Origin of the sequence: Kitasatospora sp. NPDC056181, assembly GCF_042266225.1 — a bacterium.
GTDB lineage: Bacteria > Actinomycetota > Actinomycetes > Streptomycetales > Streptomycetaceae > Kitasatospora.
Genome location: NZ_JBHJUK010000065.1, coordinates 1 through 13,224 on the forward strand (window position 1 = coordinate 1; position 13,224 = coordinate 13,224).

8 protein-coding genes and 1 pseudogene are annotated in these 13,224 nt (G+C 74.1%); 1 reads left to right on the forward strand and 8 read right to left on the reverse strand.

Annotated elements, in window-relative coordinates:
• Positions 1–84: 84 nt before the first annotated feature.
• From ACFC1F_RS23715 to ACFC1F_RS23725, 3 genes and pseudogenes are all read right to left on the reverse strand, one after another.
• A complete protein-coding gene (locus ACFC1F_RS23715) occupies positions 85–1,197 on the reverse strand; it encodes a branched-chain amino acid aminotransferase (protein ID WP_376161061.1) in 1,113 nt (370 codons plus the stop codon).
• Between the two features lie 238 nt (positions 1,198–1,435).
• Positions 1,436–2,473, reverse strand: a complete 1,038-nt coding sequence (locus tag ACFC1F_RS23720) for a 3-isopropylmalate dehydrogenase (protein WP_148642817.1) — start codon at positions 2,471–2,473, stop codon at positions 1,436–1,438.
• A 62-nt stretch (positions 2,474–2,535) separates the two neighbouring features.
• Positions 2,536–2,817, reverse strand: a pseudogene (locus ACFC1F_RS23725) (Uma2 family endonuclease); the annotation flags it as partial.
• A 190-nt stretch (positions 2,818–3,007) separates the two neighbouring features.
• On the opposite strand from ACFC1F_RS23725, the gene ACFC1F_RS23730 reads away from it, so the two are divergent.
• The gene (locus ACFC1F_RS23730) at positions 3,008–5,533 is read left to right on the forward strand and encodes a YfhO family protein (RefSeq protein WP_376161063.1); all 2,526 of its coding nucleotides are present in this window, start codon (positions 3,008–3,010) and stop codon (positions 5,531–5,533) included.
• Between the two features lie 87 nt (positions 5,534–5,620).
• Here the strand turns inward: ACFC1F_RS23730 and ACFC1F_RS23735 are convergent, their stop codons facing one another.
• The 5 genes from ACFC1F_RS23735 to ilvN form a co-directional block, all read right to left on the reverse strand.
• On the reverse strand, positions 5,621–9,010 hold the full coding sequence (locus tag ACFC1F_RS23735; RefSeq protein WP_376161065.1) for a S8 family serine peptidase: 3,390 nt from the start codon (positions 9,008–9,010) through the stop codon (positions 5,621–5,623).
• 244 nt (positions 9,011–9,254) lie between these two features.
• On the reverse strand, positions 9,255–9,416 hold the full coding sequence (locus ACFC1F_RS23740; RefSeq protein ID WP_376161067.1) for a hypothetical protein: 162 nt from the start codon (positions 9,414–9,416) through the stop codon (positions 9,255–9,257).
• A 260-nt stretch (positions 9,417–9,676) separates the two neighbouring features.
• Positions 9,677–11,263, reverse strand: a complete 1,587-nt coding sequence (gene serA, locus ACFC1F_RS23745; RefSeq protein ID WP_209411538.1) for a phosphoglycerate dehydrogenase — start codon at positions 11,261–11,263, stop codon at positions 9,677–9,679.
• 253 nt (positions 11,264–11,516) lie between these two features.
• Positions 11,517–12,515, reverse strand: a complete 999-nt coding sequence (gene ilvC / locus ACFC1F_RS23750) for a ketol-acid reductoisomerase (RefSeq protein WP_209411384.1) — start codon at positions 12,513–12,515, stop codon at positions 11,517–11,519.
• Positions 12,516–12,674: 159 nt separating this feature from the next.
• Entirely contained in the window at positions 12,675–13,199 is a 525-nt protein-coding gene (ilvN, locus tag ACFC1F_RS23755; RefSeq protein ID WP_148642822.1) for an acetolactate synthase small subunit, read from the reverse strand.
• Positions 13,200–13,224: the final 25 nt, after the last annotated feature.

Here is a 13,224-nt window from a genome sequence, read left to right on the forward strand (position 1 = left end):
CGTCCTTTCGGGGGTCCCCCTCTGGTGGGGGGGGGGGCCGCCCCCCCGCGGCGCGGGCCCCCCCCGGCCGCGGTGCTCGCGCCGTCAGACGATCTTGTGCAGCCAGCCGTGCGTGTCGGGGGCCTGGCCGCCCTGGATGGCGAGCAGGGACCTGCGCAGCTCCATGGTGATCGGGCCGGGCTCGCCGGTGCCGACCGTCCAGTCGCCGCCGGCCGACTTGACCGAGCCGACCGGGGTGATCACGGCGGCGGTGCCGCAGGCGAAGACCTCGGTGAGGGTGCCGTCGGCGTTGCCCTGCTTCCACTCCTCGGTGGAGATCTTCCGCTCCTCGACGGCGTAGCCGAGGTCGGCGGCGAGCTGGAGCAGCGAGTCGCGGGTGATGCCGGGCAGCAGCGCGCCGGAGAGCTCGGGGGTGACGATCTTCGCGTCCTTGCCCTCGCCGAAGACGAAGTACAGGTTCATGCCGCCCATCTCCTCGATCCACCGGTGCTCGGCGGCGTCGAGCCAGACGACCTGGTCGCAGCCCTTGGCGGCGGCCTCGGCCTGGGCGACCAGGGACGCGGCGTAGTTGCCGGCGCACTTGGCGGCACCGGTGCCGCCCGGCGCGGCGCGGACGTAGTCCTCGGAGAGCCAGACCGAGACCGGCTTGACGCCACCGGGGAAGTAGGCGCCGGCCGGCGAGGCGATGATCATGAAGAGGTAGGAGTTGGCCGGGCGGACGCCCAGGCCGACCTCGGTCGCGAACATGAACGGGCGCAGGTAGAGGCTCTGCTCCGGCTCGTTCGGGACCCAGGCCTGCTCCTGCTGGACCAGCAGCTCGACCGCCTCGACGAAGGCCTCGACCGGCAGCTCCGGCATCGCCAGGCGGCGGGCGGAGGCCTGGAAGCGGGTGGCGTTGGCCTCCGGGCGGAAGGTGGAGATCGAGCCGTCGGCCTGGCGGTAGGCCTTGAGGCCCTCGAAGATCGCCTGGCCGTAGTGGAGCGTCATGTTCGCCGGGTCGATCTCCAGCGGCGCGTACGGCGTCAGCTGGGCGTCGTGCCAGCCCCGGCCCTCGGTCCAACGGATGGTGACCATGTGGTCGGTGAAGACGCGTCCGAAGCCGGGGTTGGTCAGCCGGGCCTCGCGCTCCGCGTCGGACAGCGGCTGGGCGGAGGGCTTGAGGTCGAACGTGATGGGCGCCTGGGTGGGCGTGCTCATGGCTGTATGTCCTTCACCGTGGGGTTGGTCCGGGCCGCCTCCGCCGGGATTCGTTTCGGCGAACGAACGCACGACGGCACGGCCCACTGTCGATACTCGCATCCAGAGGGCCGTGCCGAACAGTCGCGGGCTCCTTGGGGAGCTGCAAGCTGTGGTTATGCGGTCCGGCCCGTCGGGCCGGAACACGTTGTACCGGTTCCGGCCGCTCGGCCGGATACCGCTTCTCGGTTCCGGCCGCTCAGCCGGATACTCGGGCGGTGAGCGCGTCGCCGACCTGCGAGGTCGTCCGGGTGCCCGTGCGCTCGGCCAGGTCCGCGGCGACCGCGGCCTCGACCTTGGCGGCCTCGGCGGCGAAGCCGAGGTGGTCCAGCAGCATGGCGACCGAGAGCACGGTGGCGGTCGGGTCGGCCTTGCCCTGGCCCGCGATGTCCGGCGCCGAGCCGTGCACGGGCTCGAACATCGACGGGAAGTCGCCGCTCGGGTTGATGTTGCCGCTGGCCGCCAGGCCGATGCCACCGGTGACGGCGGCGGCCAGGTCGGTCAGGATGTCGCCGAACAGGTTGTCGGTGACGATCACGTCGAACCGCTCGGGCTGGGTGACGAAGAAGATGGTCGCCGCGTCGACGTGCAGGTAGTCGGTGGTGACCTCGGGGAACTCCCGGCCGACCTGCTCGAAGATCCGCGTCCACAGGTGACCGGCGTGCACCAGCACGTTGTTCTTGTGGACGAGCGTGAGCTTCTTGCGCGGACGCGCCTGGGCCCGGCGGTAGGCGTCCCGGACGACCCGCTCGATGCCGTAGGCGGTGTTGAGGCTGACCTCGGTGGCCACCTCGTGCTCGGTCCCGGTGCGCAGCGTGCCGCCGTTGCCGACGTACGGGCCCTCGGTGCCCTCGCGGACGACCACGAAGTCGATGTCCGGCTCGCCGGCCAGCGGGGACTTCACGCCGGGGAAGAGACGGCCCGGGCGGAGGTTGATGTGGTGGTCGAAGGCGAACCGCAGCTTCAGCAGCAGCCCGCGCTCCAGCACGCCGGAGGGCACGCTCGGGTCTCCGATGGCGCCGAGCAGGATCGCGTCGTGGGCCTTCAGCTCCGCCAGCACGCTGTCCGGCAGCGTCTCGCCGGTGCGGTGGTAGCGCCGGGCGCCGAGATCGTACTCGGTGGTCTCCAGCTTCACGTCGGCGGGCAGCGCGGCGCCAAGGACCTTGAGGCCTTCGGCCACCACTTCCTGGCCGATGCCGTCACCGGGGACAACTGCGAGACGAATGGTGCGAGACATGGTCGGACCCTACTCCGGTGTCCCAGAGGCTGACACCTCGTGTCCACTATCCGGACGAACGGTCAGGTCAGGTCGATGTCGACCGGGAACGGGCGTTCGAGCTTCAGCTGCTTGTGGTGGATGCCGGTCAGGCCGTAGGACTGGGTGGCCGGGTCGAGCTCGTAGGTGTGGACGACCGGGCGCCCCTCCTCGTCACCCTCGACCCGCCAGAAGTGCGGGATGCCGGCGGCGGCGTACTTCCGCGGCTTCACCTGCCGGTCGCGCTCCTCGGACTCCTCGGACACGACCTCCACGGCCAGCAGGACGTCCTCGGCGGTGTAGCCGCCGACCGGAGGGCGGAGCCAGTCGGGGTACGGCTCGGTGCTCATGATTCCTCCCATGCAGCCACCCTGACGGACCATTTCAGGCTACTCGGCAGATCCTCCCGCACGTCCCTCCCACGAGGGAGCGCGTGTAGTCGGCCCCCGCGCCGGGGGCGCGCTTATGCTCGCGGGCATCCGATCCGGCATTCCTCGCAGAACGGGGCAGATCACCATGGCCGAGCGGTGGCGGGAGGCGCGGGTCTGCGGGGCGGCGGGGGCCGCGGGGATGGCCGCGTACGCCCTCGCGGCCGGGCTGCGGGGGCAGTGGCCGCCGGGGGCGGCGGACACGGCGGTGCCGTTCCACGCCCACCTCTGGGACATGGTGCGCGGCGACGCCCCCGGCGACCTGCTGTTCAACTGGAACAGCGGCTACGGCGCGCCGTTCCTCGCCGACTTCTTCGCCTACCTGATGAACCCGTTCTCCTGGCCCACCGTCCTGCTGCCGCGCGACCAGGGTCAGTTGGCGGTGTTCCTGGTGGCCCTGTCCAGCATCGGGCTCGGCACCGGACTGATGACCCACGCGCTGGGCCGGCTGCACCCGGGACCGCACTGGCTGCGGGCGCTCGCCGCCCTCGGCTACGGGCTCTGCGCCTGGGTGCCGACCGTCGGCGGGACGGCCCCGATGTGGCTCTGGGGCCTGGTCTCGCTGCCGCTGCTGGTCGTGGCCGGCGACTGGTGCCTGCACGAGCGGCGCTGGCTGTCCGGCACCCTCTGCGTCGCGCTCGCCTGGTGGGGCAACCTCTACACCGCCGCGATGGCCACCATCACGGCCGGACTGGTGCTCGCCGTCCGGCTGCCCTCCGTCCGCCGGCCGTTCAGGACGCTCGTCCGGGTGACCGGGCGGGCCGTCACCATGGCCACCGCCGGGGTGCTGCTCGCCGCGCCCGTCCTGTTCGTCGCCGTCCGGGCCGCGCAGGAGGCCCAGCCGGAGTCCCCGGTGCAGCCGCTCGGCCCGTCCGGGCTCGGCGGGCACCTGGCCCAGCTGCTGCCCGGCGCCCACGGCGGCCCGCCCGTCCCGGACGTCTCGATCGGCCTGTTCGGCCTCCTGCTGGTGGCCGGGCTGCCGTTCAACCGACGGGTGCGGGCCCGCGAGCGGATCGCCTGGTGCGGGCTGCTGGTGCTCGTGGTGCTCAGCTTCGTCTGGACGCCGACGGTGCTGGTCTGGCACGGCCTGGCGATCCCGGCCGGAGGCCCCTACCGCGTCGCCTTCGTGCTCAGCGGCCTGCTGGTGCTGGCCGGCTGGGTCTCGCTGGCGCACCGGCCGGACACCGTGACCCTGCTCGGCGGGGCCGCGGTGGTGCTGGTGGTGACCGCCGTCGCGGCGGGCCAGCGCTCGGTGCGGGCGTCCACCTGGGTGCTGCTGGTGGCCGGCGGCGCCGTCCTGCTCGCCGCCCTGTGGACGCTGGAGCACCGGCACACCGACCGGCGGGCGGGCGCGGCGGCGACGGCGGTGCTCGGGTGCGCCGTCCTGGGCGGCGCGGTCTGGTCCTCGTACGCGGCGCTGGGCACGCCGGCCACCGGCACCGCCTCCGGGGCTTCCGTCCGGGCCGGGCACGCGGCGATGCGGCAGGCCGCCGACTGGCCGCGCGTGCGCACCGACCCCGGTCCGCACGCCTTCACCCCGAACGACCCGCTGCTGCTCGACGGCCAGGGCGGCGGCTACTCCAGCGGCTACCTGCCCACGGTCACCGCCCTGCTCCTGCACGACCTCGGCGCGGGCTGGACGGCGGGCGGACGGCAGACCGCGAGCGTCACCGATCCGGTCGGGCAGGCGCTGTTCGGCGTGCACACCCACCTCGCCGACGGGCCCCCGCCGGACGGCTTCACCGTCGTCCGGGCGCCCGCTCCCCCGCTGGTCACCGTCCTGCCGCCGGGATCGGCCGTCGACACCACCTCGGTCTGGTCCCGGCAGGAGTCGCTGCTCGGCGGGCAGGTCTACGACGTACCCGTGCCCGTCCCGGCCGCCGGCCCGGCGCCCACCGCGCACGGCAGCAGCGGGTGGTCCGTCCCCGCCACCCCGGAGGGCACGGTCGGGACCGCCTTCACCGCGCTCTGCACGCCGGGCGCCACCGCGTACTTCCACGGGGTCTGGTTCAACGGCACGGTGAGCGGCCTCGGCACCACCTACCGCAGTGACGGCGTCCAGCCGACCACGGCGGTGCCCGTGCACCTGCTGGGGCCGGTGCCCGCCGACGGCGTCGTCCGGGTGGTGCTGCACGCGGACACCGTCACCCAGGTCCCGGCCCGGCCGATCGGCTGCCTCCGGCCCGGCGCCCTGGACGCGGCCGTCACCCGGCTCACCGCCACCGGCGCGACGCGGGTCACCGCGGGCGGGCACGGCCTCAGCGCCGTCCTCCCCGCGGGCAGCACCGGAACCGCCCTGCTCTCCGTCCCGGCCACCACCGGGTGGACCTGCTCGGCCGGCGGCGGCCCGTACACCGCGCCGCGGTCCGTCCTGGGCATGATCGGTGTCCCGCTCGACCGGGGCGCCGACCGGGTCGTCTGCTCCTTCCGTCCGCCCGGCCTCACCGAGGGCGAGACCTTCGCGCTCGCCTCCGCCGCCGTCACCGTCCTGACCGCCGTCTTCGGCCGCCTGCGCCACCGCCCCACCCGGACTCCGCGCCGCGTCCGCCGGGCGGCGGCCGAGCGGGAGTGGCGGGAGGAGTGGCGGCCGCCGGGAGGCACGTGGGGCCTGTGAACCGCCCGGCCGCGCGGCCGGCGGGCCCGGTACACGACGGAGCCGCCGCCCTCTGCGAGGCGGCGGCTCCGGGTGCGGGGCGCGGTGTCAGGGCAGGTTCAGGATCTGCCCGCGGAGGCCGTCGCGGTTGAAGTGGTGCAGGAGCAGCAGGCGCGACGTGTCCCCGTCGGCCCGGCGGACGTCGAGCACGGTGCCGGGCGGCAGCGGCGCCGCCATCGCCGCGGGGCCGCCGGGACCGGTCCGGACGTCGACGGCAGGGTGCAGGACGTCGACGGCGAGGGTGGGCCGGGTGCCGCGCAGGCCGATGGCGGAGAACGCCTCGGCCGGGTCGGGCTTGCCCGCGGTGGCGGCGCCGGTCCAGAGCCCGTAGCGGACGGTGCTGTGGCCCGCCTTCACGCCGGGGAGGGCGCTCAGTCGGACCGGGAGTACCAGCACGTCGCTGTCGAGCAGCGCGGTGTCGGTGTCGCCCCAGCGGGCGTTGAGCGGCTGGACGTCCAGCTCGGCGCCGGTCCGGGCGTCCACGGTACGGGCGACCAGGACGTCGCTGCCGCGCTGCCGGTCGGCCTTGACGAAGGCGTCCGTGCTGCCGTCCCCGTCGGTGTCGAGCGAGGCCCGGACGGCGAAGACGCCGACCGGCGTGGTGGCGGGCGCCCAGAACTGGGCGGCGAGGTAGAGCGTGCCCTGCCCGTCGCCGACGGCGGGCGTGTCCGAGGCGGCGCCCGCGGCGCGCAGGTTGGCGGCCCGGTCGCCCGGGCGTTCGACGCAGACGTCCTCCGGCTTCTGCGGTTCGCCGTCCTCGGGGACGATGCCCGCGCCCGGGCCGACGGCGGCGCCGCTGCCGGGCGGGCAGTCGGGCCACCGGGCCCCTTCGCCGCCGAGGGCGAAGGCGCTGAGCAGGCCGGGCTGTTCGGCGGGCGCCCGGGTGCCGCCGAGGGCGACGAGCGCGCCTGAGCGGGGGGTGCGGACCGGGGCGGCGGCGCTGAGGTCGGAGGCGGGCCGGGGGGCGGCGAAGACGGGGACCCGCAGCGCGGGCAGGGCCGCGTCGGACTCGGGGGTGAGCAGCAGCCGGCCGGAGAGTTCGCCGCGGTAGCTGCGGGCCTTCCCGCCCTGGAGGGTGGCGATGGTCGGGTCGGGACTGCGGCCCAGCTGCCCGGGGACGGCCAGGGTGACCCGGACGCGGGCGGTGCCGCCGGCCGGGACCTCGACCCGGCCGGGGCTGATCTCGTAGCGGGCACCGGGCACGTCGGTGGCGGCCGCGTAGCCGGTGCGGTAGGTCACCGCCGCGCCGGAGAGGTTGCGGACCTCGACCTCACGGACCTCCGCCCCGCGGGCTGCGCCGGGCGCACCGCCGACCGCCACCACGCCGAAGGAGACGCCGACGCTGCCCTGCACCGCGCCCTCCCCCGCGGCGTACGCGACAACGGGGGTGCGGACGGCGGCGTCGACCCGGGCCCGGCCGGCGCCGGTGCGCTCGGGGCCGTAGACCGGGCCGGTGCCGCCGTCGCCGAGCCAGGTGTCCCCGGCGGTGTTCATCAGCGCGGCCTTGAGCTGCTCGACCGTCCAGTCGGGGTGGGCTGCGCGGACGAGGGCGGCGAGTCCGGCCACGTGCGGGGTGGCCATCGAGGTCCCGTCCTCGCGCTGGCCCCCGCCTCCGCTGCCGGCCTTGGCGGACCAGATCGTCTCGCCGGGCGCGGCCAGGTCGGGCTTGACCACGCCGGGCACGCCGATGCCTCGCGAGGTGAAGTCGGTGAGGGTGTCGGTGCGTTGCGGCTGGTCCTGGGGGACGACGCCGTGCAGCGGGTTGCCCGGCGCGGCGAGCCGGACGTCGACCTGGCCGGCCGCCGCGCCCTGGCGCAGGCGTTCGCCGTCGGCGTGGGCGAGCAGGGCGACGGGGATGCGGTCGTTGCCGGCGATCTCGGCGAGGTGGTCGTCGTCGGCGGCGAGCAGGGCGCCGATCGCGCCGGCGTCGGCGGCGTGGTCGGCGCGCGGGGCGGAGCCGCACGCGCGCTCGGACTCGCGGGTGGCCCAGGCGAGTACGGCGATCCTGCCGGTGAGCCGCTGCTTGTCGGCGTCGGTGAAGGCGGTGCAGCCGTCGGCCTGGTCGACGGGCAGCGCGAGCCGGCCGGCGACGTCGGCGGTGGACCAGCCCTGGTAGCGGCCGCTCCAGTGGGCCGGGACGGTGCCGGCGAGCGGCTCGGGGGCCAGCACGGTGAGGCCGTCGGCATCGCTGTGCGGGTCGACCGAGGCGGCGACGGCGAGGGCCCGGGCGGCGGTGCCGGGGCTGCCGCCGATGCCGTAGACGTCGCCCTCGTTGCCGGCGGCCGCGACCACCAGGGTGCCGAGGTCGGCGAGGTGGTCGACGGCGACGGCGTCGGCGTCGTCGGTGGAGCCGAAGCGGCTGCCGAGGGAGAGGTTGACGATGTCGAGCCGGTCACCGAGGTCGCCGTCGCCGTCCGGGTCGGCGGCGACGTCGAGGGCCTGGGCGAGCTGGTCGGTGGAGCCGTCGCAGCCGAACACCCGGATCGCGTAGAGCTGGGCGCCGGGTGCGGCGCCGGGGCCGACCTTGAAGGCGGCCGGGTCGAGGCCGGGCCGGTAGGGGCCGGCGTACGGGTGGCCGTCGGCGGTGACGCCGAGGCCGGCGGCGGTGCCGGCGACGTGGGTGCCGTGGCCGTTGAGCGCGCAGTCGATCGGGTTGGCGTCGGGGTGCGGGTCGGGCTGGTAGTTCGGGGCGGACGGGTCCGGGTTGTAGTCGTCCCCGACGAGGTCCTTGCCGCCGACCACCTTGGCGTTGGGGAAGAGTCCGGCGGGGGCCGGCCGGGCGCCGTCGACCGCCTTGAACGCCTCCGCGGTGCCGGGGCCGCCGAAGTCGGCGTGGGTGTAGTCGATGCCGCTGTCGATGACGCCGATCCGCACGCCCTGCCCGGTGTTGCCGCCGGTCGTGCCGTCCGCGGAGGGGCCGGACCAGACCTGCGGCGCCCCGGTGAGCGGCACGGAGTACGCGTTGTCCCGCTGCTTGCGCACGACCGGGTGGACGGCCCGGACGCCGGGCAGCGCCCGCAGGGCGGGCAGCCGGTCGGCGGGCACGGTGACGGCGAGGCCGGTGAGCAGGGTGCGGGTGCGGTAGAGCTCGCGGGCGGTGGGCGCCGCGCCGCGGACGGCGTCGGCGAGCCGGTCGAGCGCGTCGGAGGCGCGGGAGCGCTGCCCGCCCCCGGCCTGCGCGGCCTCCCGGCGGACGGCCTCCGGGGAGCGCCGGGCCCGCCGGGCCTCGGCGGCCGCCCGCCGCCAGGCCGGGCCGGCGGCCTCGGTGGTGAGCTCCAGCAGGACGGAGGCCGGGCGCCCCGGCGGGGCGCCCTGGGCCGTCGGGCTCGTCGGCGGACTGCCGGCCGCCGGGGCCGCGGTGAGCAGCACCGGCCCCGCCAGCAGGGCCAGGGTGAGTCCGATCCTGGTGACCGGACGACGGACGGGTGGCTGACGCACTGGGCCCTCTCCCCCGGCAAGGGGGACTGATCCGCACGCCGTGTCGCTGACGCCCGCCCGCGCGGACGTCGATCACCCCTCCGGGGCCCCACATATAGGAGACCCCGGCGGGGAGTGCGAGCAACATCCCTCCAACGGGCGCCACTTGCACTCCTCCGGGTGATCCGGCGTCAGTCCGGACGGCCCATTCGGCGGATGAACGCCACCGCCCGGAGACGGACTCGCAGGAGGGCCGGAGCGACCATCAGAGGTGCCCGGTCGCGCCGCCGTTGTCACGGCGGTCCAGTGCGCGCTGCAGGGCGGCGGCCGCGAAGGGGCTCTGCTCGGCCGCGCGGCGGCGGCGCGGGGTGCGGGCCGGGGTGGCGGCGGGGGCGGGAGTGGCGTGGCGGTCTGCGGCGGGGGGCATACCGGGCTCCTTGGGGCGAGCGCGCCGGGAGGGCGCAGAGGGTGGAAGGCACAGAGAGTGGGGGGTGCGCGGAGCAGGGGTCGCCTGCCCTCGGGGCGCACGGGCACACACGGGCCGCAGGCCCTGGCTACAGGGGCGGCACACCGTATGGCTCTTCCACGGTACGACCCGGCGCCTGCCGTGTCTGCACGAATACTTGGATTTCCTACTATCTGAGACGGGAGCCGCCCCGGGCCCTGCTGTCGGAGGCCGTGCGGTGCTCAGGCGCCCAGGTCGACCGAACGGGCGAAGCGGGCGCCGATCTCGGCGGAGATGGCGGTGAGGACCTCCTGCGGGATCTGGCTGTCCACGGTGATGGACGCCAGCGCGCCGCTGCCGTCGCGGGCCACCTGCATGCCGGCGATGTTGATGCCGGCGTCGCCGAGGTGGCGGCCGAGGATGCCGACCACGCCCGGACGGTCCTCGTACTTGAAGAACGCCATGTGGTCGGTGAGCGCGACGTCCACGTCGAAGGCGTCCACGCCGACGATCTTCTGGGTCTGCTTCGGGCCGGCCAGGGTGCCGGAGATGGCGATCTCGCCGCCGTCGGCCAGGGTGCCGCGGACGGTGATCACGTTGCGGTGCTCGGGGCTCTCGCTGGAGGTGGTCAGGCGTACCTCGACGCCGCGCTCCTGGGCGAACAGCGGGGCGTTGACGTAGGACACCGTCTCCGCCACGACGTCCTCGAACACGCCCTTGAGGGCCGACAGTTCGAGCACCTTGACATCGTGCTGGGTGATCTCGCCGCGGACCTCGACGTCGAGCCGGACGGCCACCTCGCCGGCCAGCGCGGTGAAGATCCGGCCGAGCTTCTCCGCCAGCGGCAGACCCGGGCGGACGTCCTCGGCGATCACGCCGCCCTGGACGTTGACCGCGTCCGGGACCAGCTCGCCGGCCAGCGCCAGGCGCACGGACTTGGCGACCGCGATGCCGGCCTTCTCCTGCGCCTCGTCGGTGGAGGCGCCCAGGTGCGGGGTGGCGACCACGTTGTCGAAGGCGAACAGCGGGGAGTCGGTGCACGGCTCCTTCGCGTAGACGTCCAGGCCGGCGCCGGCCACCCGGCCGTCGCGCAGGGCGGCGGCGAGCGCGGCCTCGTCCACGATGCCGCCGCGGGCGGCGTTGACGATGCGGACGGTCGGCTTGACCTTGTGCAGCGCCTCGTCACCGATCAGGCCGATGGTCTCCGGGGTCTTCGGGAGGTGGACGGTGATGAAGTCCGAGACCTCCAGCAGCTCCTCCAGCGAGACCAGCTTGACGCCCATCTGCGCGGCGCGGGCGGCCTGGATGTAGGGGTCGTACGCGACGATCTTCATGCCGAAGGCGGACATCCGCTGGGCGACCAGCACGCCGATGCGGCCGAGGCCGACGACGCCGAGGACCTTCTCGCTCAGCTCGACGCCGGTGTACTTGTTGCGCTTCCACTCGCCCTGCTTGAGGGCGGCGTTGGCGGGCGCGATGTTGCGGGCGACCGAGATCAGCAGGCCGCAGGCGAGCTCGGCGGCGGTGACGATGTTGGAGGTCGGCGCGTTGACGACCATCACGCCGGCCTTGGTGGCGGCGGAGACGTCCACGTTGTCGAGGCCGACGCCGGCCCGGGCCACCACCTTGAGCTTGCGGGCGGCGGCCAGCGCCTCGGCGTCCACCTTGGTGGCGGAGCGGATCAGGATGGCGTCCACGTCGGCGATCGCGGTCAGCAGCTCGGTGCGGTCGGCACCGTTGCAGTGGCGGATCTCGAAGTCGGGTCCGAGGGCGTCGACGGTGGCGGGCGACAGCTCTTCGGCGATCAGGACGACGGCTTTGGATGTCACAGTGCTCACGACAGTGTGGTCCTTAACTGTGCGGTTCTCCCCGGCACGAAGGTGGCGTGGAATCCGGGGGGAAGGTGGCATGCCGCGTAGGTAGACGCACGACGCTGTGGGCCTGACGCGCACTCGGAAGTGTATCGACGGGCTGGGTACCAGGCTGCTCCCGTCCGGCGAAATCACCCGGACGGGAGCAGCCTAGTTGTACAAGGGAGTTACAAAATCAGGCTGATCCGATCGGACCGGTGCCCGGAGAGGCTCAGGCCTCTTCCTTGACCCAGCTCATCAGCTTGCGGAGCTGCTTGCCGGTGGTCTCCAGCAGGTGGTCCTCGTCGGCCTTCTTGTACTCGTTGTACTTGGGCAGGCCGGCCTTGTACTCGGCGATCCAGGTGTTGGCGAAGGTGCCGTCCTGGATCTCGGCGAGGACCTTCTTCATCTCGGCCTTGGTGGCGTCGGTGATGATGCGGGGGCCGGTGACGTAGTCGCCCCACTCGGCGGTCTCGGAGACCGACCAGCGCATCTTCTCCAGGCCGCCCTCGTACATCAGGTCGACGATGAGCTTCAGCTCGTGCAGGCACTCGAAGTAGGCGATCTCCGGCTGGTAGCCGGCCTCGACCAGGGTCTCGAACCCGGCCTTCACCAGGGCGGCGGTGCCACCGCAGAGGACGGCCTGCTCACCGAACAGGTCGGTCTCGGTCTCCTCGGTGAAGGTGGTCTTGATGACGCCGGCCTTGGTGGCGCCCAGGCCCTTGGCGTAGGACAGCGCGAGGGCGAAGGCGTTGCCCGTGGCGTCCTGCTCGACCGCGACGATCGCGGGGACGCCGCGGCCCTCCTCGTACTGGCGGCGGACCAGGTGGCCCGGGCCCTTCGGGGCGACCATGCAGACGTCGACGTCGGCCGGGGGCTTGATGAAGCCGAAGCGGATGTTCAGGCCGTGGCCGAAGAACAGCGCGTCGCCGGCCTTCAGGTTCGGGGCGATGTCCGCCTCGTAGACGTCGGCCTGGATCGGGTCCGGCACCAGGATCATGATGACGTCGGCCTCGGCCGCGGCCTCGGACGGGGTGACGACGCGCAGGCCGGCCTCCTCCGCCTTGGCACGGGACTTGGACTCCGGCTTCAGGCCGACCCGGACGTCGGCGCCGGAGTCGCGCAGGGACAGCGCGTGGGCGTGGCCCTGGCTGCCGTAGCCGATGACCGCGACCTTGCGGCCCTGGATGATGGACAGGTCGGCGTCGTCTTCGTAGAACAGCTCGGCCACGGGGGCACATCTCCTTGCGTGATGGTCTTGCCGGGTACTGCGTTTCCTACGGTACGTCGACCCGGCGGGGGTGTGGGGCGGTGCTTCAGGGGGTGAGACGGGGCGCATGAGCGGCGGTGTCGCACCGTTGGAAGGGTGGTGACGGGCGACGGCCGGGTGTCACGCGCTCCGGTCGAGGGCGCGCAGCGAGCGGTCGGTGATCGACCGGGCGCCGCGCCCGATGGCGACCAGACCCGACTGGACCAGCTCCTTGACGCCGTACGGCTCCAGCATCCGGAGCATGGCCTCCAGCTTGTCCGAGCTGCCGGTGGCCTCGATGGTCACCGCGTCCGGGGACACGTCGACCGTCTTGGCGCGGAACAGCTGGACGATCTCGACGATCTGCGACCGGGTCTCGTTGTCGGCGCGGACCTTCACCAGGACCAGTTCCCGCTGGATCGCAGCGGACTGGTCGAGCTCGACGATCTTTATCACGTTGACGAGCTTGTTGAGCTGCTTCGTGACCTGTTCCAGCGGGAGGTCCTCGACGTTGACCACGATCGTCATCCGGGAGACGTCCGGGTGCTCCGTCGGGCCGACGGCGAGGGAGTCGATGTTGAAGCCCCGACGGGAGAACAGCGCGGCGATGCGGGCGAGCACGCCGGGCTTGTTCTCGACCAGGACGGAGAGGGTGTGCTTGGACATGGGTCTCTGTATCCCTAGGTCTTCG

Coding starts and splice junctions, on each gene's coding strand:
- ACFC1F_RS23715 (WP_376161061.1), bottom strand. CDS start 1,197: ATGAGCACGCCCACCCAGGCGCCCATCACGTTCGACCTCAAGCCCTCC.
- ACFC1F_RS23720 (WP_148642817.1), bottom strand. CDS start 2,473: ATGTCTCGCACCATTCGTCTCGCAGTTGTCCCCGGTGACGGCATCGGC.
- ACFC1F_RS23730 (WP_376161063.1), top strand. CDS start 3,008: ATGGCCGAGCGGTGGCGGGAGGCGCGGGTCTGCGGGGCGGCGGGGGCC.
- ACFC1F_RS23740 (WP_376161067.1), bottom strand. CDS start 9,416: ATGCCCCCCGCCGCAGACCGCCACGCCACTCCCGCCCCCGCCGCCACC.
- ilvN (WP_148642822.1), bottom strand. CDS start 13,199: ATGTCCAAGCACACCCTCTCCGTCCTGGTCGAGAACAAGCCCGGCGTG.